Genomic DNA, 22,903 nt, shown 5'->3' on the forward strand with positions numbered 1-22,903 from the left:
ACAATCCCCCTATCTAAAGGTAGCAGGGTCGAAACAGACCCCGCACCTTACTTTCTCTTCTTCTTTTTATTCTTCTTATTCTTAGGCGCACCTTTGTAAAACTTCTTCTTGTCGCCCTTGCCGCCGTCATCGCGCTTGCGTTTTTTCTTTTTGTCACGGTCACTGGTTTTGCCACGGCCACGGCTGTCGACAACACGTGCTGTTTCACGGCGGACTCTTGGCGTTCCTTTCATACCGACAATTTCAAAATCAATCGCACGTTCGTCTTTATTGACGTTGACAACGCGGATAGAAATCTCATCACCGATTCTGAAGACATTGCCTGTCCGCTCACCGATCATCGCCATATGACGCTCATCAAAGCGATAATAGTCGTCAGTCATATAGCTGACGTGTACAAGACCTTCAATTGTATTAGACAGCTCTACAAAGATACCAAAGTTTGTGACAGATGAAATGACGCCGTCAAACTCTTCGCCGATCTTATCCATCATATACTCAGCTTTTTTCAGCTCGTCTGTTTCACGTTCAGCATCAACTGCGCGCCGCTCGCGTCCTGACGTATGTGCAGCAATTTCAGGCAGCTGTTCAGACCATCTGCGCTGCGTCTTTTCGTCCACCTTTTTGTTAATCAGATACGTTCTGATCAGGCGGTGAACGATTAAGTCAGGGTAACGTCTGATTGGTGAAGTGAAATGCGTATAGAAATCAGTCGCCAGACCAAAGTGCCCCAGGCTGTTCTCATCATACTTCGCCTGCTGCATTGAGCGCAGCATCATCGTTGAAATGACCATTTCTTCAGGTGTTCCCTGAATATCATCAATGATTTCCTGAAGCGCACGCGGATGTATTTCATTACCTGTACCTTTTACCGTAATACCGAAGTTCGTGATGAACTCAAAGAAACGCTCCAGCTTCTCAGCCTTTGGATCCTCGTGAATCCGGTAAATGAACGGCAGGTTCATCCAGTGGAAGTGCTCAGCAACCGTTTCATTCGCTGCAAGCATGAATTCCTCAATCAGCTTTTCACCGACAGAACGTTCGCGGATTCCGATATCAGTCGGATTTCCTTCCTCATCCACCAGGACTTTCGCTTCCTTAAAATCAAAGTCGATTGCCCCGCGGCCAAAACGCTTACCGCGCAGAATCGCTGCAAGCTTTTCCATCTCACGGAACATCGGCACAAGCGGCTCATATTTTTCAATCAGCTCTTCATCTTCATCAACAAGAATTTTATTCACGTCAGAATACGTCATCCGCTCATTTGTACGGATTACACTCTGGAAAATCTCATGATTAATGACGCCGCCATTCTGATCGATTTCCATTTCACATGACAGTGTCAGACGGTCCACTTTTGGGTTCAGTGAACAAATTCCGTTTGACAGTCGGTGTGGGATCATTGGAATCACACGGTCCACAAGGTAGACACTTGTCCCACGCTCGTATGCTTCTTCATCAATCGGGGAATGTTCTGTTACGTAATGGCTGACATCCGCAATATGAACGCCCAGCTTATAGTTACCGTTATCCAGTTTGCTGAGTGAAATCGCGTCATCCAGATCTTTCGCATCTGCCCCGTCAATTGTAACGGTTGTTACGTCGCGGAGATCACGACGGTCTTTCAGATCTGCCGGATCAATCTCATCAGGAACATCATTCGCCTGCTGGATCACTTCATCCGGAAACTCAATCGTAATGCCGTGCTTATGAATGATCGATAAAATATCCACACCCGGATCATTTTTATGACCGAGAATCTGAATGACTTCACCTTCAGCACTGTTACGGCCATCAGGATACGCAGTAATTTCAACAATTACCTTATGTCCTTCAACTGCACCCTTACTTCCCTCTTTCGGAATAAAGATATCACTTGTCATCTTTTTATCATCCGGCATCACAAAGCCGAAATTCTTACTTTCTGTATACGTTCCGACGACCTGCTTGGTGCCGCGCTCTAGTATACGGACAACCGTTCCTTCTTCGCGGTCCCCTCTTGATTCACGGGACACACGTACCATCACTTTATCTCCGTGCATGGCGTGTGCGGATTCATTTGGCGGAATAAAGATATCTTTCCGGCCAGGCTCATCAGGAATCAGGAAAGCGAACCCTTTCGCATGTCCTGAAAGCGTTCCGCGTACAAGATTCATTTTTTCAGGAAGTCCGTAACGGTTGCTTCTTGTTCTGACGATCTCACCTTTTTCCTCTAAAATCACAAGTGACTTTACAAGGGCTTTGAAATCAGCAGAATCATGAATACCGAACGATTCCTCGAGCTCCTGCACTGTCAGCGGTTTATATGCTTCCTCCCGCATAAATGTCAGCAGCTTGTCTTTCATTATCATCACCGATTCTTCCATCGACGACCCCTCCATTTTCAGCTGTTATTTTTCAACTGACCAGTCAAGGGAATCAAGAAACTCCAGCACATCTTCATGCAGCTGTTCCTTCTCTTTATCAAGCGTAATCACGTGGCCTGACTCCTCATACCATTTCAGCTTCTTCTGATCAGTTTCGATGCCTTCATAGATAATATTGGCTGAATCTGTGTTAATCATGTGATCATGTCTGCCCTGCACAACAAAAGTTGGCGTATAGATCATATCAACAGAATTTCTCACATCACCGATCAGTTCCTGAAGTGCCTTCAGCGTATTCATCGGCGTCTTTTCAAAATCCTTCATTTCAGCTTCAATCTGATCCTCATCTTTTTTCTCATATTTCTTAAATTCGCGGGCGTACTCTAAAACTCCTTTGTACATCACTTCTTCACTCTTAATGTACATCGGCGCACACATTGTCACGATACCCTTTACAGGAGCAGTGTAACCTAACTTCAGTGAAAATACACCGCCAAGTGAAAGTCCTGCAACGGCAATTTCCTCATAGCCCTGACTCTTCAGGTGTTCGTAGCCTTCTTCAACATCCTTCCACCAGTCTTTGGGACCTGTCTCAACAAGCTCCTCAGGTGGGACGCCATGCCCTTTATAGTGAGGTGCATGTGACGTATAGCCGTTTTTTTCTAAAAAGCGGCCAAGCATTCTTACGTCAGAAGAATTACCTGTAAAACCGTGCAGTAAAAGCACCGCACGCTTCCCGCCTTCAAATGTAAATGGTTTTGGTAAATTCAATTTCATCATCCGTCACTCCAATTGCAATTTCATCTTGTTCTATTTTAGTAGAAAACGCGCCGGAAAGCTATTTGTGCGCATTGTTGATTTTCATAAAAGCCGTTCACTGCGCTTCAGGGGGACGCTTTCCGCAGGGCCGGCGGTGAGCCTCCTCGAGCTTCGCTCTGCGGGGTCTCACCTGTCCGACTTATCCTGCTGGAGTCGCCCCCTTTCGCTCCATTCACTCTAATCGCATTTCAATAATCAGATGATGTACAAATCACACCCTTAGAAGCACCTTAACTTCTAATGGTTACATTCTTTAAATTGATGGGATTATTTTGGTAAACGACAGTTGTAGTATTAATAACTATGAAAGTTTTCGAACACACCCTCAAACTTAAAAATGGGGGTTAAGTACTTACTAACTATTTATAAACCACACAAAGTTGAGCGTAGCGGAAGGGGGCGACTCCGGGACGATAAGTGGGAAGCTGAGACCCCACAGGCGTAGCCGAGGAGGCTCAGCAACCACCGTCCGGAAAGCGTCCCCCTGAAGCGCAGCTCAACGGTTACATCCGCAACTCAATTTTTATCAAACAAAAAAATAAAAACCCGACCATCCGATCGGGTTTCAAGCATTTATTTTACAACAAAGGCAACTGAAATCGTCAGAACGAAAAACAGTACCGAAAGAACAATTGTAATACGGTTTAAAACAAGGTCAATCCCACGCGCTTTCTGCTTGCCGAAAAGCTGCTCAGCACCACCTGAAATGGCGCCTGAAAGACCAGAACTTTTACCTGACTGCAGAAGAACCACGACGATCAACGAGATACATACAATGACTAATAGGACAGTTAATAATGTTTCCATATGTTCCACCTCCTGAACCGACCTTACACTCGTTCCATTTTATCATACGCCCATAAGGCATACAATCTTTGTTTTTGTCATTCACAAAAAACACTCACATTTGTCAGAATTCTTTAATAAGCATATGATTAAACTAAAATTGACACATATGTCGGGAGGTCAGAATATTGAACGGGACGATCCATGTTGAAAATATAGAAAAAACGTTTAAAGGTGATGTGAAAGCGGTCAGAGGGGTGTCCTTTAACGTAGCAGACGGTGAATTTTTTGCATTCCTCGGACCCAATGGAGCAGGGAAATCTACAACTGTCCAGCTGCTGACGACACTGCTGAAGCCTACTTCAGGCAAGCTCGAAGTGGCAGGATATGACGTAAATAAGGATCCTGAAAAAGTGAGACTCTCTATTGGCGTTGCGCTTCAGGAAACCGGCATTGACCCTGATTTAAAAGGCAGGGAACTGCTTGAGTTTCAAGCAAGACTATTCGGCTTTTCAAAAAAAGAAGCAAAAAAGCGTGCTGAGGAACTGCTCGAACTCGTTGGTCTTACAGAAGACGCTGACCGTCTGAGCGGGAAGTACTCCGGCGGGATGAGACGAAGACTGGACCTTGCGATGACACTTGTCCATCAGCCTAAGATTCTGTTTCTTGATGAGCCGACGACAGGACTCGATCCTGCAAATCGTAAAGCGATCTGGCGGGAGATTAAGCGACTGAATAAAGAAGAAGGTACCACGATCTTTTTAACAACTCAATACCTCGAAGAAGCCGATCAGCTGGCTGACAGAATCTCAATTATTAATAAAGGTCAGATTGTCGCCACAGGAACGCCGGCTGAACTGAAGCGCACCCTGGGATTTGATGCCATTGTGCTGCAGTTTGATGAAGAAGATGAAGCAATCAGCGCTTACGAGGCAGTTGCATCTGATGAGTATCAGACTGAGCGCGTGAAAAATGATGTGACGATCCTTGCTGAGAATGGTACGTCTATTTTAGCTGATGTGATCAGGAAACTGGATGAACGGAACCTTCACCCTGCCCAGCTGAATGTGAAGCCACCATCACTGGATGATGTATTTATTCAGGTGACCAATGAGCAGAAAGAAGGTGGACTCAATGAATAAACAGCAGGGTAATTTCTTTTCAGACACATTAGTAATGACAAAGCGGAGCATTGTCACGATTCTCAGAAATCCGCTCATTTTCATTCCGAACCTTGCGATCAGCATGTTTTTCCTTTTCGTCTATGAAGCGGGACTGAGCGGAATCGCCAACCTGCCTGCATTTGAAGGGGCCAATTATCTTGCCTTCATCTTACCTGTTTCTATTGTATCAGCAGCAATCGGTGGAGCGGGTGGTGCTGGTCAGGCGCTTGTGAAGGATCTGGATAATGGATTTTTCTCAAGGCTGCTGTTAACACCAAGCTCACGGCTTGCGATTGTGCTTGGTCCGATTATTGCCGGCATGCTTCAGCTTGTGATTCAGGCAGGTCTGATCATTTGCGTAGGATTCTTCCTGGGACTTGAGGTTGCTGGAGGAGCACTGGGCGTTGTCGTTGTTTTATTACTGACACTCGGCTGGGGACTAGCGTTTGCAGGCTATTCCGTCGGTGTTGCGCTCCGTGCCAAAAACGCACAGTCAGCGCAGGCAGGAACGTTTATCTTCTTTCCGCTGATTTTTCTCAGTACGACGTTTGTTCCTTATGAACTGATTGATGCTGCCTGGTTAAAGGTCGCTGCTTCAATCAATCCTGTTACTTATTTATTTGAGGCAATGCGAACTGTGCTGATCGATGGTTTCACTGATACGTGGCCGATCGTGCTCGGCTTCCTTGTGATTGCAGGGCTATGCGGCATCACAATCACATTCTCAGCTGTATCCGCTAAAAAAGCTGTCAGCACGGATTAAGACAGAGAAAAGCGGCTGCTTCGCACGGCAGCCGCTTATTCTTATACATGTTCGTATGTCTTACAATCTGTCTCATCACTTGATTCGGCGCGTCCTTTGTGTGGCGCAACATGAATTTTGGGTGCACCGCACCGTGTACCTTCTTTGTTAAACTTGCAGCTGTTCACTTCGCACATAATGATTTGTTCCATCAAAAGCCCCTCCTTCTTTTGCAGAATCAAATAATGTACTGAGATTTCATACTCTTATTATATCCGACAAAAAACCTTAAGTAAACTGAATATTCTTTTTATTCAGTTTACTTAAGGTTATGTATATTATGTCCACAGTCCTTTTTTCTAAACATACAAAAAATCCTCCCATTTTTTACTTACAGGAGGATCTCTTAAATGCATTTAACGTGTATTTATCTATAAACACTCTCACACGTATTAGCCTGCGGTTCGTAATAACAATGCTGCTTAAACTGTCCTGAAAATGGCTGATCATACCATGTCGGTGGGCATGGAGCATACGGATTGAAGTACCACAGCGCATACTTAGAAGGATGCTGCCTCCAGGACTGCACAACCTGCCTTGCCAGGGCTCTCTCCAAATCTCTTGCCGGACTGTAAAATAAATTTCCTTTTTGTACGGCTTCAAAAGAATAATTTCCACCCTGAACCTGAAAGATGACATCATTGATCGTTCTGACATCCCTGAAATCCAGACAATCAGCAACTGCCCGGTTGACGATGACGTTTCCAACCATCAACATACCCAGTTTTCCTTCACCCTCAGCTTCAGCCCTCATCATCCTTGCGATCAGATCAATATCCTTGCTGGTATGTTTCACTCTCGTCACGTTTTTCACCTCTCAATCATTGTATGAAAAACGCTTTGAAAGATGTCTTTTAGCAGGTAACGCAAAAAATCCCCTCTGTCATTACTGACAGAAGGGATTTTCACATTAACCTAAGTTATAGAATGTTTTAGCACCAAGATACTGTGCTGTTGCACCCAGCTGGTCTTCAATACGAAGAAGCTGATTGTACTTCGCAACGCGGTCAGTACGTGAAGGAGCACCAGTCTTGATTTGTCCTGCATTTGTTGCAACAGCGATATCAGCGATTGTTGCATCTTCAGTTTCACCAGAACGGTGAGAGATAACTGCAGTGTAACCTGCGCGCTTCGCCATTTCGATTGCATCAAATGTTTCAGTCAGTGTACCGATCTGGTTCACTTTGATCAGGATTGAGTTACCAATTCCCTGCTCGATACCACGTGAAAGCTTTTCAGTGTTTGTAACGAATAGATCGTCACCTACAAGCTGAACTCTGTCACCGATTTTTTCAGTTAACAGCTTGAAGCCGTCCCAGTCATTTTCATCAAGGCCATCCTCGATTGATACGATTGGATACTTGTCAGCCATTTCAGCATACCAGTTCACCATTTCTTCAGAAGACTTCACAACGCCTTCTCCAGAAAGGTGGTACTTGCCGTCTTCTTTATTGAAGATCTCAGAAGCAGCAACGTCCATTGCAAGAAGAACCTGTTCTCCCGGCTTGTAACCTGCTTTTTCGATTGCTTCAATAATTGTTGAAAGTGCTTCTTCATTTGAACCAAGGTTTGGAGCAAATCCACCTTCATCACCTACAGCAGTGTTAAGACCTTTGTCCTTAAGAACTGATTTTAGTGAATGGAAGATCTCTGCACCCATACGAAGTCCTTCACGGAACGTTTCAGCGCCAACTGGCATAACCATGAATTCCTGGATGTCCACGTTGTTATCAGCGTGCTCTCCACCGTTCAGGATATTCATCATTGGAACCGGAAGCTGCTTCGCGTTGAATCCGCCAAGATACTGATAAAGTGGTACATCAAGGTAATCTGCTGCTGCGTGTGCAACTGCCATAGATACACCAAGAATTGCGTTAGCACCTAATTTACCTTTGTTTTCAGTACCGTCAAGCTCGATCATTGCATGGTCGATTGATACCTGATCAAGTACTGAATAGCTGTCGATCAGTTCAGGTGCGATTACGTTATTTACGTTTTCTACTGCCTGAAGAACACCTTTACCAAGGAAACGGTCCTTGTCACCGTCACGAAGTTCTACTGCTTCATATTCACCTGTTGAAGCACCTGATGGAACAAGTGCACGGCCAAAAGCGCCGCTTTCAGTGTAAACTTCAACTTCTACTGTTGGATTACCGCGTGAATCAATTACTTCACGTGCGTATACATCTACGATAAATGGCATGTTAAAATCTCTCCTCTTTTTAAATGATTTTTCGGGATATTTTACTTCTTATAATTTGTCCGTTGATTTCCGCTCCAGGGGGGAACGCTTTCCGCAGGGCGTGCGGTGAGCCTCCTCGACGCTGTGCGTCTGCGGGGTCTCACCTGTCACGCTTCTCCTGCTGGAGTCGTCCCCCCTTCCGCTCCAAACAACTTTGTGCGTAAAACATTCATGTCATTGTTACTCAGCAGGCCGGAAGTTACACTGCATCAATAACTTTATAACTGATTCTTTCATGTGTATGAAACAAAGTCCGGAAGATCCTTTGCTTCCCTTATTATAGAAGTATCCAGCAGATCGAAGCGGAAGGCAGTGACTCCGGAGCGATAAGTGGGACAGCTGAGACCCCACAGGCGAAGCCGAGGAGGCTCAGCGACCACCGCTCGGAAAGCATCTGCCTGGAGCGTAGATCTGCGGTTATTATAAACCCTACTTCTTAATAAGCGACTCACCAGTCATTTCTTCAGGCTTTTCAACCTTCAGCAACTCAAGCATCGTCGGTGCAAGGTCGCCGAGAATTCCGCCTTCGCGAAGTTCCACGCCTTCCTTCGTTACAATCACCGGTACAGGATTTGTCGTATGCGCAGTCATCGGCTTATCCTCAGAAGTGATCACTTCATCAGAGTTACCATGGTCTGCTGTGATAATGGCATGTCCGCCTTTTTCATGAATCAAATCAACAATCTTACCAAGACATTCGTCTACAGCTTCAATTGCTTTTACAGTCGGCTCAAGCATACCGCTGTGGCCAACCATATCCGGATTCGCAAAGTTCAGCAGGATCGCATCAAATCGGTCTTCATTGATTGCATCAAGTAACGCGTCCGTCACTTCATATGCACTCATTTCAGGCTTCAGATCATACGTTGCCACTTTAGGTGAATCAATCAGGATCCGTTCTTCGCCAGGGAACTCTTCTTCACGTCCGCCGCTCATAAAGAACGTTACGTGAGGATACTTTTCCGTTTCAGCAATACGCAGCTGCGTAAGGCCTTCAGCTGACAAGACTTCACCAATTGTGTTTTTCAGATCTTTTGCTTTAAATGCTACATCAGCGCGCACTTTATCACTATAGTGCGTGAAGCTGACAAACTGCAGATTCTCAGGCTTGTTCTGACCAAGGTCAAAACCTTTGAAATCCGGGTTTGTGAGTGCAGTTGACATTTGAATCGCACGGTCAGGACGGAAGTTGAAGAAGATCACTGAATCCTGACTTTCAATTCTGCCAACTGGCTCACCATTCTTTTCAACAACGAAAGGAATGACAAACTCATCATAGACTTCTTCATCATAAGATGCCTGAATTCCTTCAGCCGCTGAATCAAACGTTGGACCTGTACCGTCAACCATCACACGGTACGCCTTTTCAACGCGCTCCCAGCGGTTGTCACGGTCCATTGCGTAATAACGGCCGGAAATTGAGGCGAACTCACCAACGCCGATCTCTTTCATTCTCTCTTCAGCATCCGCAATATACTGAAGACCTGATGAAGGAGCCACGTCGCGTCCATCTAAAAATCCGTGTACGTAAACTTTTGTCAGACCATTCTCTTTTGCAAGCTCAAGCAGTGCAAAGAGATGTTCATAATGACTGTGTACGCCGCCATCAGAAAGCAGCCCCATAATATGAAGTGCTTTGTTATGACGCTTAGCATTATCAACCGCTCGGAGAAATTCCGGGATAGAATGAAACTCCTTATCACGAATTGAAATATTGATACGCGTCAGGTTCTGATAGACTGTGCGTCCTGCGCCGATATTTAAGTGACCAACTTCTGAGTTACCCATCTGCCCATCCGGAAGTCCGACAGCTTCACCGCATGCTGTCAGTGTATTGTGGGGATAGTTTTCCCAGTAACGGTCAAAATTCGGCTTGTTTGCTTTTGCAACTGCATTACCTTTTGTTTCATCGCGCAGTGCAAAACCGTCAAGAATAATTAAAGCAACTGGCGATTTACGCATTTGCGCCAGCCTCCACCAGTGCAAGGAATGAATCTGCTTCAAGGCTTGCACCGCCGACAAGTGCTCCGTCAATATCGCTTTGTGCCATGTATTCTTCAATGTTAGCAGGCTTTACGCTGCCGCCATACTGAATACGTACTGCTTCTGCAGCAGCTTCTGACACAGTTGAAGCAACAACTGAACGGATGTGTGCACATACTTCATTTGCATCTTCTGCAGTTGAAGATTTACCAGTGCCGATCGCCCAGATAGGCTCATATGCAATCACTGTCTGTTTTACCTGTTCTTCAGATAGCCCTTCAAGTGCAGCCTTCACCTGTCCGCCGACAAAGTCTTTTGTTTCGTTGTTTTCACGCTGATCAAGAGATTCACCTACACACACGATTGGTGTAAGTCCGTGCTTGAATGCAGCATGTGTCTTCTTGTTTACTGACTCATCCGTTTCACTGAACATGTCACGGCGTTCAGAGTGTCCAAGAATCACATATTGTACACCAAGGTCCTGAAGTGCCACAGGGCTTGTTTCCCCTGTGAATGCTCCATTTTCCTCAAAGTGCATGTTCTGAGCACCAACAGCAGCTTCTGAATCCTTAGTCAGATCCACAAGGTTTGCTAAAAACAGTGCCGGTGAACAGATTACAGCATCCACCTTCTCATTTGAAGGTACTTTTGAAGCAACTTCTTCAGTAAAAGCTTTTGCCTCAGATGCTGTTTTATTCATTTTCCAGTTTCCTGCAATAATCGGTTTACGCATTGAAAATCATCCTTTCCCGGTTTACTTATCGTTTAGTGCGACAACGCCTGGAAGATCTTTACCTTCCATAAACTCAAGAGAGGCACCGCCACCTGTTGAGATATGACTCATCTTATCAGCCATGCCGAACTTTTCGACTGCTGCAGCTGAGTCTCCTCCACCGATGACAGAATATGTATCCTGTGCATCAGCAAGGGCCTGTCCTACCGCCTTTGTACCATTTGCAAATGAATCAAGTTCAAATACACCCATTGGTCCATTCCAGATCACAAGCTTGGACTGAAGGATCACATCACGGTACAATTCGCGTGTTTTCGGTCCGATATCAAGACCTTCCCAGTCAGATGGAATTTCATCTACTGAAACTTCTTTAATATTGGCATCGTTTGAGAAATCATCCGCTACCACGATATCGACCGGCATATAGAACTTCACGCCTTTGTCTTCTGCTTTTTTCATAAATTCTTTGGCAAGATCGATTTTATCTTCTTCTAAAAGAGATTTACCAACTTCGTGGCCTTGTGCTTTTACAAACGTATAAGCAAGTCCGCCGCCGATAATCAGGTTATCCACTTTATCAAGAAGATGATCAATGACACCGATCTTATCCTTTACTTTTGCTCCGCCAATAATCGCTGTGAACGGACGCTCCGGATTAGATAAAGCTTTACCTAGCACGTCAAGCTCTTTTTCCATCAGCAGACCTGATACAGCCGGAAGATGTGCTGCGATACCTGCAGTTGAAGCGTGCGCGCGGTGTGCTGCACCGAATGCATCATTAACATACACATCTGCAAGGTTAGCAAAATGCTTCGCAAGCTCAGCGTCGTTTTTCTCCTCACCAGGATAGAAACGCACATTTTCAAGAACAAGAATGTCGCCTTCTTCTAGTGAAGAAACAGCTTCTTCCGCCTTTTCACCGTATGCTTCTTCAACTGTTTTCACATCTTTTCCAATCAGTGAAGACAGATGTGCAGCGACTGGTGCAAGACGAAGTTCTTCAACAACCTCACCCTTAGGACGTCCCAGGTGACTCGCTAAAATGACCTTAGCTCCTGCTTCTGTTAAATACTTGATCGTAGGAAGGGCTGCGCGAACGCGTGTGTCGTCAGTTACTTCTCCGTCCTTCATCGGTACGTTAAAGTCGACGCGGCAAAATACCCGTTTTCCTTTAAGATCAACATCTTTCATGCTTTTCTTATTCATTGAATCCAGGCCTCCTTCAAATATTGGCAAGCGGATGAAAAAAGGGAGTGGGGATCATTCCCCGCTCCCCGTTTCACCCTCTTATTATAAGGGATGACCAGTCGAAAGACCAATCATACTCTATTTTCAACCGTATTTCTTACAGTCCTTTAGCAGCCATGTAAGCAGCAAGGTCTACACAACGGTTTGAGTAACCAGTTTCGTTATCGTACCAAGAAAGTACTTTTACCATGTTATCTTCAAGTACCATAGTAGAAAGACCATCTACGATTGAAGAGTTTGTGTTGCCATTGTAGTCAGTTGATACAAGTGGCTCGTCGCTGTATGCAAGGATTCCTTTAAGGTTGCCTTCAGCAGCTTCTTTAAGTGCACCATTAATTTCATCAGCTGTTACGTTCTTATCCAGCTCAACTACAAGGTCAACTAGTGATACGTTAGGCGTAGGTACACGCATAGCCATACCGTTCAGCTTGCCTTCAAGTTCTGGAAGTACAAGAGATACTGCTTTTGCAGCTCCAGTTGAAGTTGGGATGATGTTTTCAGCAGCAGCACGCGCACGACGGTAGTCTTTGTGTGGCAGGTCAAGAATCTGCTGGTCATTTGTGTATGAGTGAACTGTTGTCATCATACCGCGCTTGATACCGAACTTGTCGTTAAGAACCTTCGCATATGGTGCAAGGCAGTTCGTTGTACAAGAAGCGTTAGAGATAACATTGTGGCTTGCTGGGTCATACTTGTCTTCGTTAACACCCATAACCACTGTAAGATCTTCACCGTTAGCTGGTGCAGAGATGATTACTTTCTTCGCTCCGCCTTCAAGGTGCTTGGCAGCAGCTTCACCTTTAGTGAAGATACCAGTTGATTCGATTACGATCTCAACGCCAAGGTCTCCCCACGGAAGGTTTGCAGGGTCGCGTTCAGCAAGTACTTTTACTTTGTGTCCGTCAACAAGAAGGTTGTCGTCGCCATCAACTTCTACTTTCTGATCTAGTTTGCCGTGAACTGAGTCATACTGTAGAAGGTGTGCAAGCATATTTGCATCAGTAAGGTCGTTTACTGCTACAACCTCTACGTCCGGGTTGTTAAGTGCTGCACGGTATACGTTACGTCCGATACGTCCAAATCCGTTAATTCCAATTTTCACTGTCATGAATAATTCCTCCTTAGAATGTTTGGGGATGGTGCTGTTTGGCTCTGTTAAAGAGGGCTGTTGATTTCCGCTGCAATCACCAGCTGTGCCAGAACAATGTTGGTCTTTAACAAAGCCTATATTTTAAAAGGACTTAACCTTTCAAAAGCTCTCTCGCTGCTCCTTCGTCTGTTATCAGTGTCGAAGAAGTCTGTGGTGCGCCTTTAAAATAAGCGCGGATTGCCTGTGCCTTAGAGTGACCTCCGGCAACGGCAAATACGTTAGGTACATTGCTCAGGTCTTTCAGCTGAAGCCCGATGGTTTTTACTTTATGGACAATGTTCCCTTCCACATCAAAATAATAACCGAATGCTTCGCCAACAGCCTGTCCATCTGAAATTGTACGAAAGTGCTCTTCAGTAGTGTTGCGGCGCTTTGCCATTGTATGCGCGTCGCCAATCCCATGGAGCACAAGATCTGCTGATGTAATGAGTGACATCACTTCTTTAATGGCAGGCTCTTTAGTTATCGTTTCATAGACTTCCCGGCTGACCTGATCCGGCACATATAATACCCTGTGCCTCGCACCTGATTTGAGTGCCATAGTCGAGCAGATCGTATTCGCCTGGTTCTGAACATCTTCACCAATTCCGCCACGCGCCGGAACAAACAACGTCTCCGGAGTCGCAAAATCAGGTGTCAGCATGCCTGCTACTGCAGACATCGTCGTCCCCCCGGTCACTGCAACCACTGTGTCAGTGCCGACAAAAGGCTTCATACTCTGAATTGCTGCTCTGCCAAGCTCTTCTTTCACCCACGGCGAATCATCACTGTCACCGGGTACAATCATAACCTCTTTCACATGAAGCATTTCTTTTAGCGATTGCTCCATTAAGGTTATACCCGATATCTCATTGATCATGCGTTCAAGCGGAATAAGAATTTCCATTCCATCTCTCGTCAGGCTCATACCTGAAGAATGAATATGGATCAGATCCTGAGCTTTTAACTGCTCAACTTCTTTTCTTAATACGCGTTCCGTCATGCCAAGAGACTGTGCAAGACTTCTTCTGCCGACAGGCTGTAAAAACCTGACTGACCTCAAAACCTGGTACTTTAGTTGAATCTCATCTAGCAGGTCAGGCACCAGACGCTTTTGGATGTCAATTATGTTTGCCATATCAAAGCTCCTTTTCAGTGAAACATCACTTCAAGGCCCGGGCATATTCCTGACATCGAAGTGTTCCTGGTCATTTTTTGTCCCACATAGACATATTATGTCCCATTCAGTCCAAAAAAAGATCCCTGCTACACATTTAATAATAGCAAGGTTCTTAGAACGTTTCAAGAAATAAAGTCAAGACATTTTTTGAAAACGTTTACTTATTGTCACAAAATCAATGTTGCTAGCCTGGATGATCTCACCGTTTACTTCAACAACTGGAATCATCAGCCCATACTTCTCGGTCCACTCATCAGACGTATCAATATCACGTTCTACAATCTCAAAACCGTGATCCTCCTGCGCCAGCTCAAGCATCAACTTACCCTCTTCACATAAACCGCAGTTTTTGCGGGTGTAGAAATGTACGATCATGTGGTTGCCTCCCAACGGAAGCCTGGGACAGACCCGGACTTCGCTCAATTGAAAAGCCGGTCCCCATAAAAGAGACCGGCCCGTAAGAATTATTTTTTGTCTTCAGCTAACTTATTGCGGTCCATGATCTGATCAACAAGACCATATTCAAGTGCACGCTCAGCAGTCATGAAGTTATCGCGGTCAGTATCTTTCGCAATTGTATCGAAATCCTGACCAGTGCGCTCAGCAAGAATCTTATTCAGCTTTTCGCGTAGGAACAGAATACGTTTTGCTGCGATATCAATTTCAGTTGCCTGACCTTGTGCGCCACCAAGTGGCTGGTGAATCATCACTTCAGCATTTGGAAGTGCATAACGGTGGCCCTTTTCACCGGCAGCTAATAGGAATGCACCCATTGATGCTGCCATACCGATACAGATCGTGTGTACTTTCGGCTTAATGAACTGCATTGTATCGTAGATGGCCATACCCGCTGTAATGCTTCCGCCCGGGCTGTTGATGTATAGGTAGATATCTTTATCCGGATTGTCTGCTTCAAGGAATAGGAGCTGAGAAACGATTGAGTTCGCAACGTTATCGTCAATTCCGCTTCCAAGCATCACAATACGGTCTTTCAGCAGGCGTGAATAAATGTCATAAGCACGCTCACCGCGGTTAGTCTGTTCAATAACTGTAGGAATTAAATTCATTGATAAATCCTCCTTTAACAATCTTTGATGGTGTTGCAACGATATGTACTGTCATCTTACAATGAAGGTCAAATAAGGTCAAACAAAATGACTTATTCTTTCTTCCTTTCATCATACCCATCTGAGTAGCTGATTAACAAGTCTAAACCATCTTCTTTCATATAAAACTTCGCTTGCAATCCGAAAACTCCTTTATTATAATAGAAAAGCATTGTTAAAACATGCCCTCGTAGTTTAATGGATATGACGCAAGATTCCGGTTCTTGAGATAGGGGTTCGATTCCCTTCGAGGGCGTTAGATCATGATTTTGATATACTTTTGATGAAGTCTGATTTCATCAAAACGTTATCATAGCAAGGCTCTTTTGACTTTTGGTCAAAGGAGCTTTTTTATTTGAATGCTTAGAATCAAAAGTTTTGCTACACATTACACTACACATTTCCAATATCAATGCAGTCCCTTATATATAGAAGATAACCGGTAATGAAAGTTAGTTGATAATGGAGTTCATTAAGACATTTGGAGTCTGTCCGTATTAGAATTTATTATGATGAGGATTCTTTTATCACATACTATTTTTTTAAACCAAATACATCCTATTCATGTATACTGTTGGTAAATACATAATAGGAGGAGATTGAATTGAAAAGGTTGTTATTACTTTCATCAGCTTTTGTTTTTCTTTTCGGCTGTAGCTCAGAAGCTGAATCTCAAAATTCAGCGCCAACTGAGCCTCAAGATGTTACTGAGGATCTAGATAATGAAGAAACTGAAAGTGAATCTACAACAGAAAACACTGAGGAACCTACAGAGATTGAAGAGGACTTAAGTGAAGAAGGGCAAGACATTCAAGAAGATAGCAAAGAAGAAGTATCAACTTGGGAAACAACTATTAGTGAAATCGCTACTTCAGATGCTTCTGAAACCGAAAAGGCAGACCAAATAATGATTCAAGCTGCATCTCATGAAACTACTCAAGAAGAAGTAAATATTTTTCTTGAAGATATAATCGATGAGTATTACCAAGGGTTATACCTTGATGATGTTACTGATCATGAATATATGCTTAAGAACTTATTTAAGGCTCAAGTAGTAGAAAGTTTTTACGACGATTCAGAACAGCTCCCGGAGGATAAATTCGCGTTTGATTTTATTCAAAATACTAAATACACATATCGCGGTGTAGATGCAGTAGACAGCGAGAGCGTTTTAGCGAATGAAAGCCAGATGGATAAAACTCTGTTGGAAATAAAATATTAAATCCAATACAAGCTCTCAAGAGGGCTTGTATTTTTGTTTTATGTAATGAATAACTTTAATCTTTAATATCTGAGACAAAAAAGCATGTTCAATCTAACGAATGGTTGGCGGATCGTCTATCATGCATGATTAATTCCGACTACGTAATCAAATTTGATTTTCGCTTCACCTGAATTAGCTTGGATTAGTATGTAACGCTGCTGATATTCAATCATTTTCACTTTACCAGTCAGTGACTCCTTTTTATGACCTTTAAATATTTTGATTTCTACTTCCTGGTCAAACTCCATTGACTCTTGGATCGTCAAGAAGATCATCTCCATCATCTGTTCATCCATGATCGGTTGCTTTTCTGCATTGTACTCATACTCAAAGAAGTCACGCAGCTGACCCACATGTTCAGGCAGCATCATACTGGTCCATTTGATTGTTCCCCGGTCTCTATTTTGATCATCCATTTAAACCACCATACTTTCACGTTTGATTACAGGAACAATTGAAAGAACATTATCATATTGAAAGTTGCGTACCGCTCCACGCTTTAAACAGAATGCATTGAATGAGGTATCACCAATATTCCGTATTTTGATTCTACGTTTTGAGCATCTGCCGCTCTTATCCATATAAATCATTTTCAAGGTGTAGCCCTGCTGCTGGTACTTCAATAGCTTATCCTTCATCATTATTCCCTCCCTTTGATCTGATTATACGAACAAACGTTCTTTTTGTAAACAAAATAAAAGCCCTCAACCAATTCTATGGCTAAGGGCTTAAACTTATTTTTGTTTATCGTAATTATAGAACATTTGGTTAACTTGCTGTCGGGTAGCAGGCAGGGTCGGTCTGGATCCGTCTGATATGCCCTTCTCTTTCACCCATTCAGTTGCATCTTTGTGAGCTGGATACGGTTCAGCGTTTGGATCCTGAAGAATGCCAACACGATTCAATATAGTAGCAATTGCACCAATAGCATCTGACTCAGAGATATCACCTTTCTCTGTCTGTTCAGCATGTTCTCTTGAACTGAAAATACCCACTGTATGAGCATCTTCAAATAATTTGATTGTCTCTTTTCTAAATGTAGGACTATTTGGTTTGAACAAAATGGTTTCCTCCTTAGGGTCATTTTTAGTTGGCGCACTTGCACCTGGTACTGCAGGTGGTTTGACTGCTGCTTGAAGTGCTTTCTTAGACTGCGGACCATATACACCGTCTGCAGATAGTTTTCTACTAGACTGAAAAGCTTTTAACGCTGCTTCGCTTGCAGGTCCGAATATGCCATCAGCTGTGATCTTATGGCCAAGCGCAATCAATAGCTTCTGCATTTCTTCTACTGCTGCACCTTCATCACCATTTTCAAGATAGTCACGCTCTGCAGCTGCTTGTACACTTCCGAATGATGGCCGCTTGCCAGCTTGTAGGTCTCTCCAGGTTAATCCCTTCGTATATTCCAAATGCGGCGCATCCACAAACCCCTTCCAGTCTCCACCCCATGTGAAACCTAATGACTTTCCGATTTGAGCAACCCGACGCCATTGGGCGTTTACAACCCAGATTGCTTTTAAACCATCATTTGAGACTAAAAAGTAATCAATGGCCAATCCGTAATTATGCACGGATTGGCCAGGCTGAGCGTTTGAAACGATGCTGCCTGTATTTCCATAGTGCTTTCCGTTCCACCAGTAGTTTGGCCGGCCCATTCCGTATATAGAAGCTTGTTGAGTATTGGAACGATAACCTGAACTGATTTGAACGTGAATACCCTCATTATATGAACGTGTTATTAGTTCAACAGCAAGTGTCCGGATCTGAGGCATGACAGCGCCCATATTACGCACACTGCGGTCAATGAGCGTTTGTAATGATACTCTACTCATTTAAATCCATCCTTCCGCGGTGCTTTATACGTAAGTGCTTGCTTACTATCAGACAGACCTGCAGTTGTGGGATCCGGAAAGATATTCAGCACGCTTAAAATCACAGCGATAATGACTGCTGGATTTGATACAGCATTAATCAAAAGATCACCAACACTTTGCCATGTTGTTAGATCATCAATCGAAAGACCGAAATACGCTAGGATTGGACCGAACACAGCAATAATTAAGCGAATCCAAAACTCTTTACTTTTAAAACGTACTTTCCAGTTAATTTTCATGATTTTCCTCCTAAAAGATAAGATTAAAAACTTGTGGAACGGCAATCGCAATAACTGCAATCACGCTAGTTATGATCCAACGTTTTTGAGTACGTTGTTCTTTGCGTGCTTCCTGTTGAGCTTTTTGTGTTTCCTTTTGAGCTTCTTCAAGCTTATCCAATCGAATGTGTGCAGAATCGGCTTGATTTTGAGCATTCTTTGCAACGTTACCGGCTTCAGTCGCAATCTCTTTGATCTCTTTAACGTCCTGTTTCATATCATCAAACTTTTCGTTAAATGACTTCAGTACTTCTGCCATGGCCTTTACGTCTCCACGCATCTCTGACATGCCTTCTATTAACTTGATATATACGTCAGTTGATGTTCCCATGTCTGTGCCTCCACTCATTGTTGACCCCCTAATAGTAGATTTGAAATAACCCGACATAAAAAGACCCGGCGAATGGGCCGAGTCTTTCAATTACTGCACAAGATATTTTTTATGTTGCTCTCTTTTTCTCTCATCTGATAAAATTGCATACGTCTGGGTCGTTGCTGGACTGCTATGTCCTAGAAGCTGCTGCACAGCAACAATGTCAGCACCATTGTTCAGCGTCAATGTGGCAAATGTATGCCTGCAAACATGAGGGTGGACTTTGTGGCCCAATCCAATTCGTTCCGCGATTCTCTTGAATTCCCGTTGAATTGCCCGGTGCCCCACTCTACGATACGGCTTTCTCAGTGTAATGAATAATGCTTCCTGATCATCAGTACGTGTCATTAAGTATTTTCTCAGGTGATACATTGCCTTAAAGGAGAAAAAGACTTCACGCTCCTTGTTCCCTTTACCGATTACTCGGCAGCTCATTGACTGTAGGTTGATGTCATCTTTGTTAAGCGCCTGAATTTCAGATAGTCGGCAGCCAGTAGCATAAAATACTTCAAGCATTGCCCTTTCACGCGGAAGCTTGCAAACTTCTCTCAGCATCTCGAGTTCTTCGATAGAAAGTGATTTCGGTGCTCTCTGCTCCTTTTTAGGAGCTTTCAGCCGGCTAGTAGGATCTCTTAAAATAATCTCTTCACCGGTGATCCAGCCAAAGAACGATTTTAATACTGTCAGTTTCTTACTCAGTGATGATAGTTTAAGATGTTCGAATTGCGCAAGATATATTCTGATGTCTCCTGCCGTGATGTCCTCTGTTCGCTTTTTAACAAAACTTGAAAATGTGTTCAGCTCATATTTATATGATTTGAGACTATTGAGTGCCATACCTTCAAGTTTTTTATTTGCGAGATACAATTTCACGTTGTCAGTAAGGTCAGGATGAGTCTCATCATCCTCTACCTTTTCAACTGCATAAGTAGATAGTAAACCAGACAGCTTACCTCTCATATCCTCAACATTGACTGGCACCATTTCAGAAACAAATCCGACAAGCTCTGTGATTAACTGTTCATTTGATTTTTGCATCGTAACCACCCCTTTTTGATATGTTAAACATATCATACAGTAATAGGTTTTACATATCAAGTGATAAGTGATATTTTAAACATATCAACTTATAAGGAGTGATTCAATGCGTGTTGTAGTGACTTTACAAAATGTGCTTGACTCAAGGAGCATTTCTCAACATCAACTGTCGAAGTTAACTAATATTCCTCAGCCTGCGATCAATTTAATGTGTAATAACAAAGCTGTAAGATTTCCACTGGATAGGTTAGCCAAGATATGCGAAGCTTTGGAATGTGAAATAACAGACGTTTTAAAATTGGAAAAAGAGCAATCGGAGTGATCCGGCTGCTCTTTTATTTGGAATGCTTTTGTTTGTAATAACTCAATGCCTCTAAATGATACGCTTTTGTAATTTTGCCGTCACTATACTTATTAAATTTCTTTAGATGATAATTTACTGCAATATAACTTTTAATTAGTCTGAAAACCCTCAATTATAACCCTCCTTTACAAATTCTCCTATGTGTACCATAAATTTTCTAGTACTATGAACATAAGGAGGTGAAGATAATGGATGGAAACAGTAATATAAAAGATACTGCAGATGCAATCAAAGGCATAGTAGAAGCTGTACCGGTTTATGAAGATGCTTTACAACCCGCCGCTAAGGAGTTAGGTAAAGGTCTTCATACATTAGCTCAAGTAGTAAATGTAGCAATCTCTCCACTAAAAGCGTTGGTATGGGGATATGATCAAATTTCTGAACACCTGGATAAAAAACTAACTGAAAAGCTAGAAAATGTCCCTGTAGAAAATATCATTACTCCGGATCCATCTGTAGCAGTTCCTGCTATAGAGTCATTAAGATATAATGCTCATAAAGAGGAGATTAGAGAGATGTATACCAGTCTAATAGCTTCTGCCATGGATAAAGAACAAGCAAAAAGAGCCCACCCTTCGTTTGTAGAAATCTTAAAACAGCTTACTCCAGATGAAGCTAAAATTTTTGCTACCTTTACAAATCACATGTCTCGAGCAGTAATTAAACTAAGAGCATTAAATCAAAATGATGATCATTATACCTATCGACTGCAAGAATTCACGGTAATACCATATTCAATTAATTGTGAGTACCCTGAGCTTGGGCCAAGTTATATAAACAACTTGGTTAGATTAGGGCTTATTGATATCAATTATACATCATATGCTACATTACCAAACTCTTATGAGCCAATTTATGAACATCAAAAATTTAAAGCTGAAATGCAATTTATTGAAAATAATAATATGCGTTCCGAAGTAAAACGCGGAACTTTATGTCGGACTCAATTTGGTGAAAACTTTTATAAAACATGCATAGATTAACTATGAAAGAGAGCAGCTGGATTATTTAAAAGCTGCTCTTTTTCGCATAAAAAATACACCTATTCAATGGTGCTTTCTACGACGCATAAAATTCCGATTATTCAACAGTAACGATTAAATCTTCCCGTCCTTCGCCGATTAGAATTGCGTCTACGTCCGCTTGGTAACGTTTGTAAAGACTGATGCTGAATACGTATGAATACTGCTGACTACCGTCCATAATTTTTGTTGCGATATACATTGCCATCATTAAATTCCTCCTCCATTTAGTTCAGGTATGATGATAAACATTAGTTCTTCCATTGTTGCGTCTTGCATTTGTGCCTTAGCTTTTAACTGCTCGTTTTCTTCAAGCAACCGTTTGGCTTGTGGATTGTTACGGATCGCTGAATCTGATACAAGATTTTTATTTTCATCCACACTATTAATCCAGATTGTTTTCTCAAATTCATCCCCAAGTGCATACTGCTCACTGATAGCGTAGTCGTAACCAGTTAACAGAGTAGGTTCTGATTCGTGGATTTCAACTACTTGTTTTGTATTGATTTCATACTCTAAATAAACCAAATTAAACCCTCCTATTCTACACGCAATTCATAAAGATAAGACATGTATCCAGTTCTATAAGTGGATTGAATATGAAATCTAATATAAAATTCCCCAGTCAAACCACTTACATCTAAAGATTCGACCACCCTATTAAATGAACCGTCACGGGTTCGCTTAGCCTCAAATGTATTGAAATCCCCATTTTTTACGGACGAAACAATCAAATGACTTTTCCCGGCTGTAAGAGTAGTCCCCCAATCAATAATTACAGTAGAGAAGTTAGTTAAATCTAGGGGTTGGTCTGTTACTAGCGCTAATTGCCCTCCACCGTTTATTCCCGTACCACTAGCGTCAGAATTAACACAGTATAATCTAATATAACCCGCGTTTCTTTCAACTTCTTTATTTGTACTTACATTAATACCTTCGACTAAAGGAGTGAATTCAGTTCCCTCTTTATATATTTGTACCAGGTATTGCATAAACTCTTTCCAAACACCTGAGATATTACCCTTCGGCAACACCTTTTCTTTCCACACACCGCCGACATTCTGCCACACGTTTTTCACTTCAGTCCATGTACCGGATATATTAATCCACGTTTTTTTAGCCATGCAAAC

Annotated in this window: 27 protein-coding genes and 1 tRNA gene; 6 read left to right on the forward strand and 22 right to left on the reverse strand. The window is 43.0% G+C overall.

Features of this window, described 5'->3' with window-relative positions:
- Window positions 1–47: 47 nt before the first annotated feature.
- The 3 genes from rnr to secG form a co-directional block, all read right to left on the reverse strand.
- A complete protein-coding gene (gene rnr / locus JOD21_RS13010; protein ID WP_204730029.1) occupies window positions 48–2,366 on the reverse strand; it encodes a ribonuclease R in 2,319 nt (772 codons plus the stop codon).
- Between the two features lie 24 nt (window positions 2,367–2,390).
- Window positions 2,391–3,143 (reverse strand): alpha/beta hydrolase, encoded by a 753-nt coding sequence (locus JOD21_RS13015; protein WP_204730030.1) that lies wholly within the window; start codon window positions 3,141–3,143, stop codon window positions 2,391–2,393.
- Between the two features lie 615 nt (window positions 3,144–3,758).
- The gene (gene secG / locus JOD21_RS13020) at window positions 3,759–3,992 is read right to left on the reverse strand and encodes a preprotein translocase subunit SecG (protein WP_041123159.1); all 234 of its coding nucleotides are present in this window, start codon (window positions 3,990–3,992) and stop codon (window positions 3,759–3,761) included.
- Between the two features lie 167 nt (window positions 3,993–4,159).
- Between secG and JOD21_RS13025 the strand changes: the two genes are divergently transcribed.
- Entirely contained in the window at window positions 4,160–5,113 is a 954-nt protein-coding gene (locus JOD21_RS13025; RefSeq protein ID WP_204730031.1) for an ATP-binding cassette domain-containing protein, read from the forward strand.
- Entirely contained in the window at window positions 5,106–5,897 is a 792-nt protein-coding gene (locus JOD21_RS13030) for an ABC transporter permease (RefSeq protein ID WP_204730032.1), read from the forward strand. The genes JOD21_RS13025 and JOD21_RS13030 overlap by 8 nt, the downstream gene beginning before the upstream one ends.
- A 41-nt stretch (window positions 5,898–5,938) precedes the next feature.
- Here the strand turns inward: JOD21_RS13030 and JOD21_RS13035 are convergent, their stop codons facing one another.
- The 10 genes from JOD21_RS13035 to clpP all read right to left on the reverse strand — a co-directional run bounded on the left by JOD21_RS13035 (window position 5,939) and on the right by clpP (window position 15,518).
- The gene (locus JOD21_RS13035; protein ID WP_204730033.1) at window positions 5,939–6,088 is read right to left on the reverse strand and encodes a DUF1540 domain-containing protein; all 150 of its coding nucleotides are present in this window, start codon (window positions 6,086–6,088) and stop codon (window positions 5,939–5,941) included.
- Between the two features lie 215 nt (window positions 6,089–6,303).
- On the reverse strand, window positions 6,304–6,741 hold the full coding sequence (locus JOD21_RS13040) for a cell wall hydrolase (RefSeq protein ID WP_204730034.1): 438 nt from the start codon (window positions 6,739–6,741) through the stop codon (window positions 6,304–6,306).
- Between the two features lie 105 nt (window positions 6,742–6,846).
- On the reverse strand, window positions 6,847–8,139 hold the full coding sequence (gene eno / locus JOD21_RS13045) for a phosphopyruvate hydratase (RefSeq protein ID WP_204730035.1): 1,293 nt from the start codon (window positions 8,137–8,139) through the stop codon (window positions 6,847–6,849).
- Window positions 8,140–8,607: 468 nt separating this feature from the next.
- On the reverse strand, window positions 8,608–10,140 hold the full coding sequence (gpmI, locus tag JOD21_RS13050) for a 2,3-bisphosphoglycerate-independent phosphoglycerate mutase (protein ID WP_204730036.1): 1,533 nt from the start codon (window positions 10,138–10,140) through the stop codon (window positions 8,608–8,610).
- Window positions 10,133–10,894, reverse strand: coding sequence for a triose-phosphate isomerase (gene tpiA / locus JOD21_RS13055; RefSeq protein WP_204730037.1), 762 nt, complete (start codon window positions 10,892–10,894; stop codon window positions 10,133–10,135). The genes gpmI and tpiA overlap by 8 nt, the downstream gene beginning before the upstream one ends.
- Before the next feature lie 21 nt (window positions 10,895–10,915).
- Entirely contained in the window at window positions 10,916–12,100 is a 1,185-nt protein-coding gene (locus JOD21_RS13060) for a phosphoglycerate kinase (RefSeq protein WP_204730038.1), read from the reverse strand.
- Window positions 12,101–12,239: 139 nt separating this feature from the next.
- The gene (gene gap / locus JOD21_RS13065; RefSeq protein ID WP_041123167.1) at window positions 12,240–13,250 is read right to left on the reverse strand and encodes a type I glyceraldehyde-3-phosphate dehydrogenase; all 1,011 of its coding nucleotides are present in this window, start codon (window positions 13,248–13,250) and stop codon (window positions 12,240–12,242) included.
- A gap of 133 nt (window positions 13,251–13,383) precedes the next feature.
- On the reverse strand, window positions 13,384–14,409 hold the full coding sequence (locus tag JOD21_RS13070; RefSeq protein WP_204730039.1) for a sugar-binding transcriptional regulator: 1,026 nt from the start codon (window positions 14,407–14,409) through the stop codon (window positions 13,384–13,386).
- A 177-nt stretch (window positions 14,410–14,586) separates the two neighbouring features.
- Window positions 14,587–14,826 carry a glutaredoxin family protein gene (locus tag JOD21_RS13075; RefSeq protein ID WP_204730040.1) on the reverse strand — a complete coding sequence of 80 codons (240 nt, stop codon included), beginning with the start codon at window positions 14,824–14,826 and terminating at the stop codon, window positions 14,587–14,589.
- A gap of 89 nt (window positions 14,827–14,915) precedes the next feature.
- Entirely contained in the window at window positions 14,916–15,518 is a 603-nt protein-coding gene (gene clpP, locus JOD21_RS13080; protein WP_041123170.1) for an ATP-dependent Clp endopeptidase proteolytic subunit ClpP, read from the reverse strand.
- A 223-nt stretch (window positions 15,519–15,741) separates the two neighbouring features.
- Between clpP and JOD21_RS13085 the strand changes: the two genes are divergently transcribed.
- Both JOD21_RS13085 and JOD21_RS13090 read left to right on the forward strand, forming a co-directional pair.
- Window positions 15,742–15,813: transfer RNA gene (locus JOD21_RS13085), tRNA-Arg, on the forward strand.
- A 348-nt stretch (window positions 15,814–16,161) separates the two neighbouring features.
- A complete protein-coding gene (locus tag JOD21_RS13090) occupies window positions 16,162–16,779 on the forward strand; it encodes a hypothetical protein (protein ID WP_204730041.1) in 618 nt (205 codons plus the stop codon).
- A 119-nt stretch (window positions 16,780–16,898) separates the two neighbouring features.
- Here the strand turns inward: JOD21_RS13090 and JOD21_RS13095 are convergent, their stop codons facing one another.
- The 6 genes from JOD21_RS13095 to xerA all read right to left on the reverse strand — a co-directional run bounded on the left by JOD21_RS13095 (window position 16,899) and on the right by xerA (window position 20,387).
- The gene (locus JOD21_RS13095) at window positions 16,899–17,237 is read right to left on the reverse strand and encodes a YolD-like family protein (RefSeq protein WP_204730042.1); all 339 of its coding nucleotides are present in this window, start codon (window positions 17,235–17,237) and stop codon (window positions 16,899–16,901) included.
- Entirely contained in the window at window positions 17,238–17,459 is a 222-nt protein-coding gene (locus tag JOD21_RS13100; protein WP_239581587.1) for a transcriptional regulator, read from the reverse strand.
- 96 nt (window positions 17,460–17,555) lie between these two features.
- Window positions 17,556–18,656, reverse strand: a complete 1,101-nt coding sequence (locus JOD21_RS13105) for a M15 family metallopeptidase (protein ID WP_204730044.1) — start codon at window positions 18,654–18,656, stop codon at window positions 17,556–17,558.
- Complete coding sequence (locus JOD21_RS13110) at window positions 18,653–18,937, reverse strand: phage holin (protein WP_052474159.1); 285 nt, start codon at window positions 18,935–18,937, stop codon at window positions 18,653–18,655. The genes JOD21_RS13105 and JOD21_RS13110 overlap by 4 nt, the downstream gene beginning before the upstream one ends.
- 10 nt (window positions 18,938–18,947) lie before the next feature.
- Complete coding sequence (locus tag JOD21_RS13115) at window positions 18,948–19,325, reverse strand: hypothetical protein (RefSeq protein WP_204730045.1); 378 nt, start codon at window positions 19,323–19,325, stop codon at window positions 18,948–18,950.
- Window positions 19,326–19,397: 72 nt separating this feature from the next.
- Window positions 19,398–20,387 (reverse strand): site-specific tyrosine recombinase/integron integrase, encoded by a 990-nt coding sequence (gene xerA, locus JOD21_RS13120; RefSeq protein ID WP_204730046.1) that lies wholly within the window; start codon window positions 20,385–20,387, stop codon window positions 19,398–19,400.
- A gap of 106 nt (window positions 20,388–20,493) precedes the next feature.
- Between xerA and JOD21_RS13125 the strand changes: the two genes are divergently transcribed.
- Together JOD21_RS13125 and JOD21_RS13130 are read left to right on the forward strand one after the other, a co-directional pair.
- Window positions 20,494–20,709, forward strand: coding sequence for a helix-turn-helix domain-containing protein (locus JOD21_RS13125; protein WP_204730047.1), 216 nt, complete (start codon window positions 20,494–20,496; stop codon window positions 20,707–20,709).
- Window positions 20,710–20,939: 230 nt separating this feature from the next.
- Window positions 20,940–21,734: a DUF4393 domain-containing protein gene (locus tag JOD21_RS13130; RefSeq protein ID WP_204730048.1), complete on the forward strand. Its 795-nt coding sequence runs from the start codon at window positions 20,940–20,942 to the stop codon at window positions 21,732–21,734.
- A gap of 97 nt (window positions 21,735–21,831) precedes the next feature.
- On the opposite strand, the gene JOD21_RS13135 is transcribed toward JOD21_RS13130, so the two are convergent.
- The 3 genes from JOD21_RS13135 to JOD21_RS13145 are packed head-to-tail and all read right to left on the reverse strand — an operon-like array spanning window position 21,832 to window position 22,897.
- A complete protein-coding gene (locus JOD21_RS13135; protein ID WP_204730136.1) occupies window positions 21,832–21,984 on the reverse strand; it encodes a hypothetical protein in 153 nt (50 codons plus the stop codon).
- Window positions 21,984–22,301: a hypothetical protein gene (locus JOD21_RS13140; RefSeq protein ID WP_204730049.1), complete on the reverse strand. Its 318-nt coding sequence runs from the start codon at window positions 22,299–22,301 to the stop codon at window positions 21,984–21,986. Before JOD21_RS13140 ends, JOD21_RS13135 begins: the two co-directional genes overlap by 1 nt.
- Window positions 22,302–22,312: 11 nt before the next feature.
- Window positions 22,313–22,897: a hypothetical protein gene (locus tag JOD21_RS13145; RefSeq protein ID WP_204730050.1), complete on the reverse strand. Its 585-nt coding sequence runs from the start codon at window positions 22,895–22,897 to the stop codon at window positions 22,313–22,315.
- Between the last annotated feature and the right edge of the window lie 6 nt (window positions 22,898–22,903).

It is taken from the genome of Jeotgalibacillus terrae (genome assembly GCF_016908195.1).
Lineage (GTDB): Bacteria > Bacillota > Bacilli > Bacillales > Jeotgalibacillaceae > Jeotgalibacillus > Jeotgalibacillus terrae.

Excerpts from the sequence above, each read along its gene's own strand:
- JOD21_RS13075 (WP_204730040.1), bottom strand. The coding sequence starts at position 14,826 with ATGATCGTACATTTCTACACCCGCAAAAACTGCGGTTTATGTGAAGAG.
- JOD21_RS13110 (WP_052474159.1), bottom strand. The coding sequence starts at position 18,937 with ATGAAAATTAACTGGAAAGTACGTTTTAAAAGTAAAGAGTTTTGGATT.
- JOD21_RS13035 (WP_204730033.1), bottom strand. The coding sequence starts at position 6,088 with ATGGAACAAATCATTATGTGCGAAGTGAACAGCTGCAAGTTTAACAAA.
- JOD21_RS13145 (WP_204730050.1), bottom strand. The coding sequence starts at position 22,897 with ATGGCTAAAAAAACGTGGATTAATATATCCGGTACATGGACTGAAGTG.
- xerA (WP_204730046.1), bottom strand. The coding sequence starts at position 20,387 with ATGCAAAAATCAAATGAACAGTTAATCACAGAGCTTGTCGGATTTGTT.
- JOD21_RS13135 (WP_204730136.1), bottom strand. The coding sequence starts at position 21,984 with ATGATGGCAATGTATATCGCAACAAAAATTATGGACGGTAGTCAGCAG.
- JOD21_RS13105 (WP_204730044.1), bottom strand. The coding sequence starts at position 18,656 with ATGAGTAGAGTATCATTACAAACGCTCATTGACCGCAGTGTGCGTAAT.
- JOD21_RS13130 (WP_204730048.1), top strand. The coding sequence starts at position 20,940 with ATGGATGGAAACAGTAATATAAAAGATACTGCAGATGCAATCAAAGGC.
- gap (WP_041123167.1), bottom strand. The coding sequence starts at position 13,250 with ATGACAGTGAAAATTGGAATTAACGGATTTGGACGTATCGGACGTAAC.
- clpP (WP_041123170.1), bottom strand. The coding sequence starts at position 15,518 with ATGAATTTAATTCCTACAGTTATTGAACAGACTAACCGCGGTGAGCGT.
- JOD21_RS13060 (WP_204730038.1), bottom strand. The coding sequence starts at position 12,100 with ATGAATAAGAAAAGCATGAAAGATGTTGATCTTAAAGGAAAACGGGTA.
- JOD21_RS13015 (WP_204730030.1), bottom strand. The coding sequence starts at position 3,143 with ATGAAATTGAATTTACCAAAACCATTTACATTTGAAGGCGGGAAGCGT.
- JOD21_RS13115 (WP_204730045.1), bottom strand. The coding sequence starts at position 19,325 with ATGAGTGGAGGCACAGACATGGGAACATCAACTGACGTATATATCAAG.
- JOD21_RS13095 (WP_204730042.1), bottom strand. The coding sequence starts at position 17,237 with ATGGATGATCAAAATAGAGACCGGGGAACAATCAAATGGACCAGTATG.
- JOD21_RS13125 (WP_204730047.1), top strand. The coding sequence starts at position 20,494 with ATGCGTGTTGTAGTGACTTTACAAAATGTGCTTGACTCAAGGAGCATT.
- tpiA (WP_204730037.1), bottom strand. The coding sequence starts at position 10,894 with ATGCGTAAACCGATTATTGCAGGAAACTGGAAAATGAATAAAACAGCA.
- rnr (WP_204730029.1), bottom strand. The coding sequence starts at position 2,366 with ATGGAAGAATCGGTGATGATAATGAAAGACAAGCTGCTGACATTTATG.
- secG (WP_041123159.1), bottom strand. The coding sequence starts at position 3,992 with ATGGAAACATTATTAACTGTCCTATTAGTCATTGTATGTATCTCGTTG.
- gpmI (WP_204730036.1), bottom strand. The coding sequence starts at position 10,140 with ATGCGTAAATCGCCAGTTGCTTTAATTATTCTTGACGGTTTTGCACTG.
- eno (WP_204730035.1), bottom strand. The coding sequence starts at position 8,139 with ATGCCATTTATCGTAGATGTATACGCACGTGAAGTAATTGATTCACGC.
- JOD21_RS13030 (WP_204730032.1), top strand. The coding sequence starts at position 5,106 with ATGAATAAACAGCAGGGTAATTTCTTTTCAGACACATTAGTAATGACA.
- JOD21_RS13070 (WP_204730039.1), bottom strand. The coding sequence starts at position 14,409 with ATGGCAAACATAATTGACATCCAAAAGCGTCTGGTGCCTGACCTGCTA.
- JOD21_RS13100 (WP_239581587.1), bottom strand. The coding sequence starts at position 17,459 with ATGAAGGATAAGCTATTGAAGTACCAGCAGCAGGGCTACACCTTGAAA.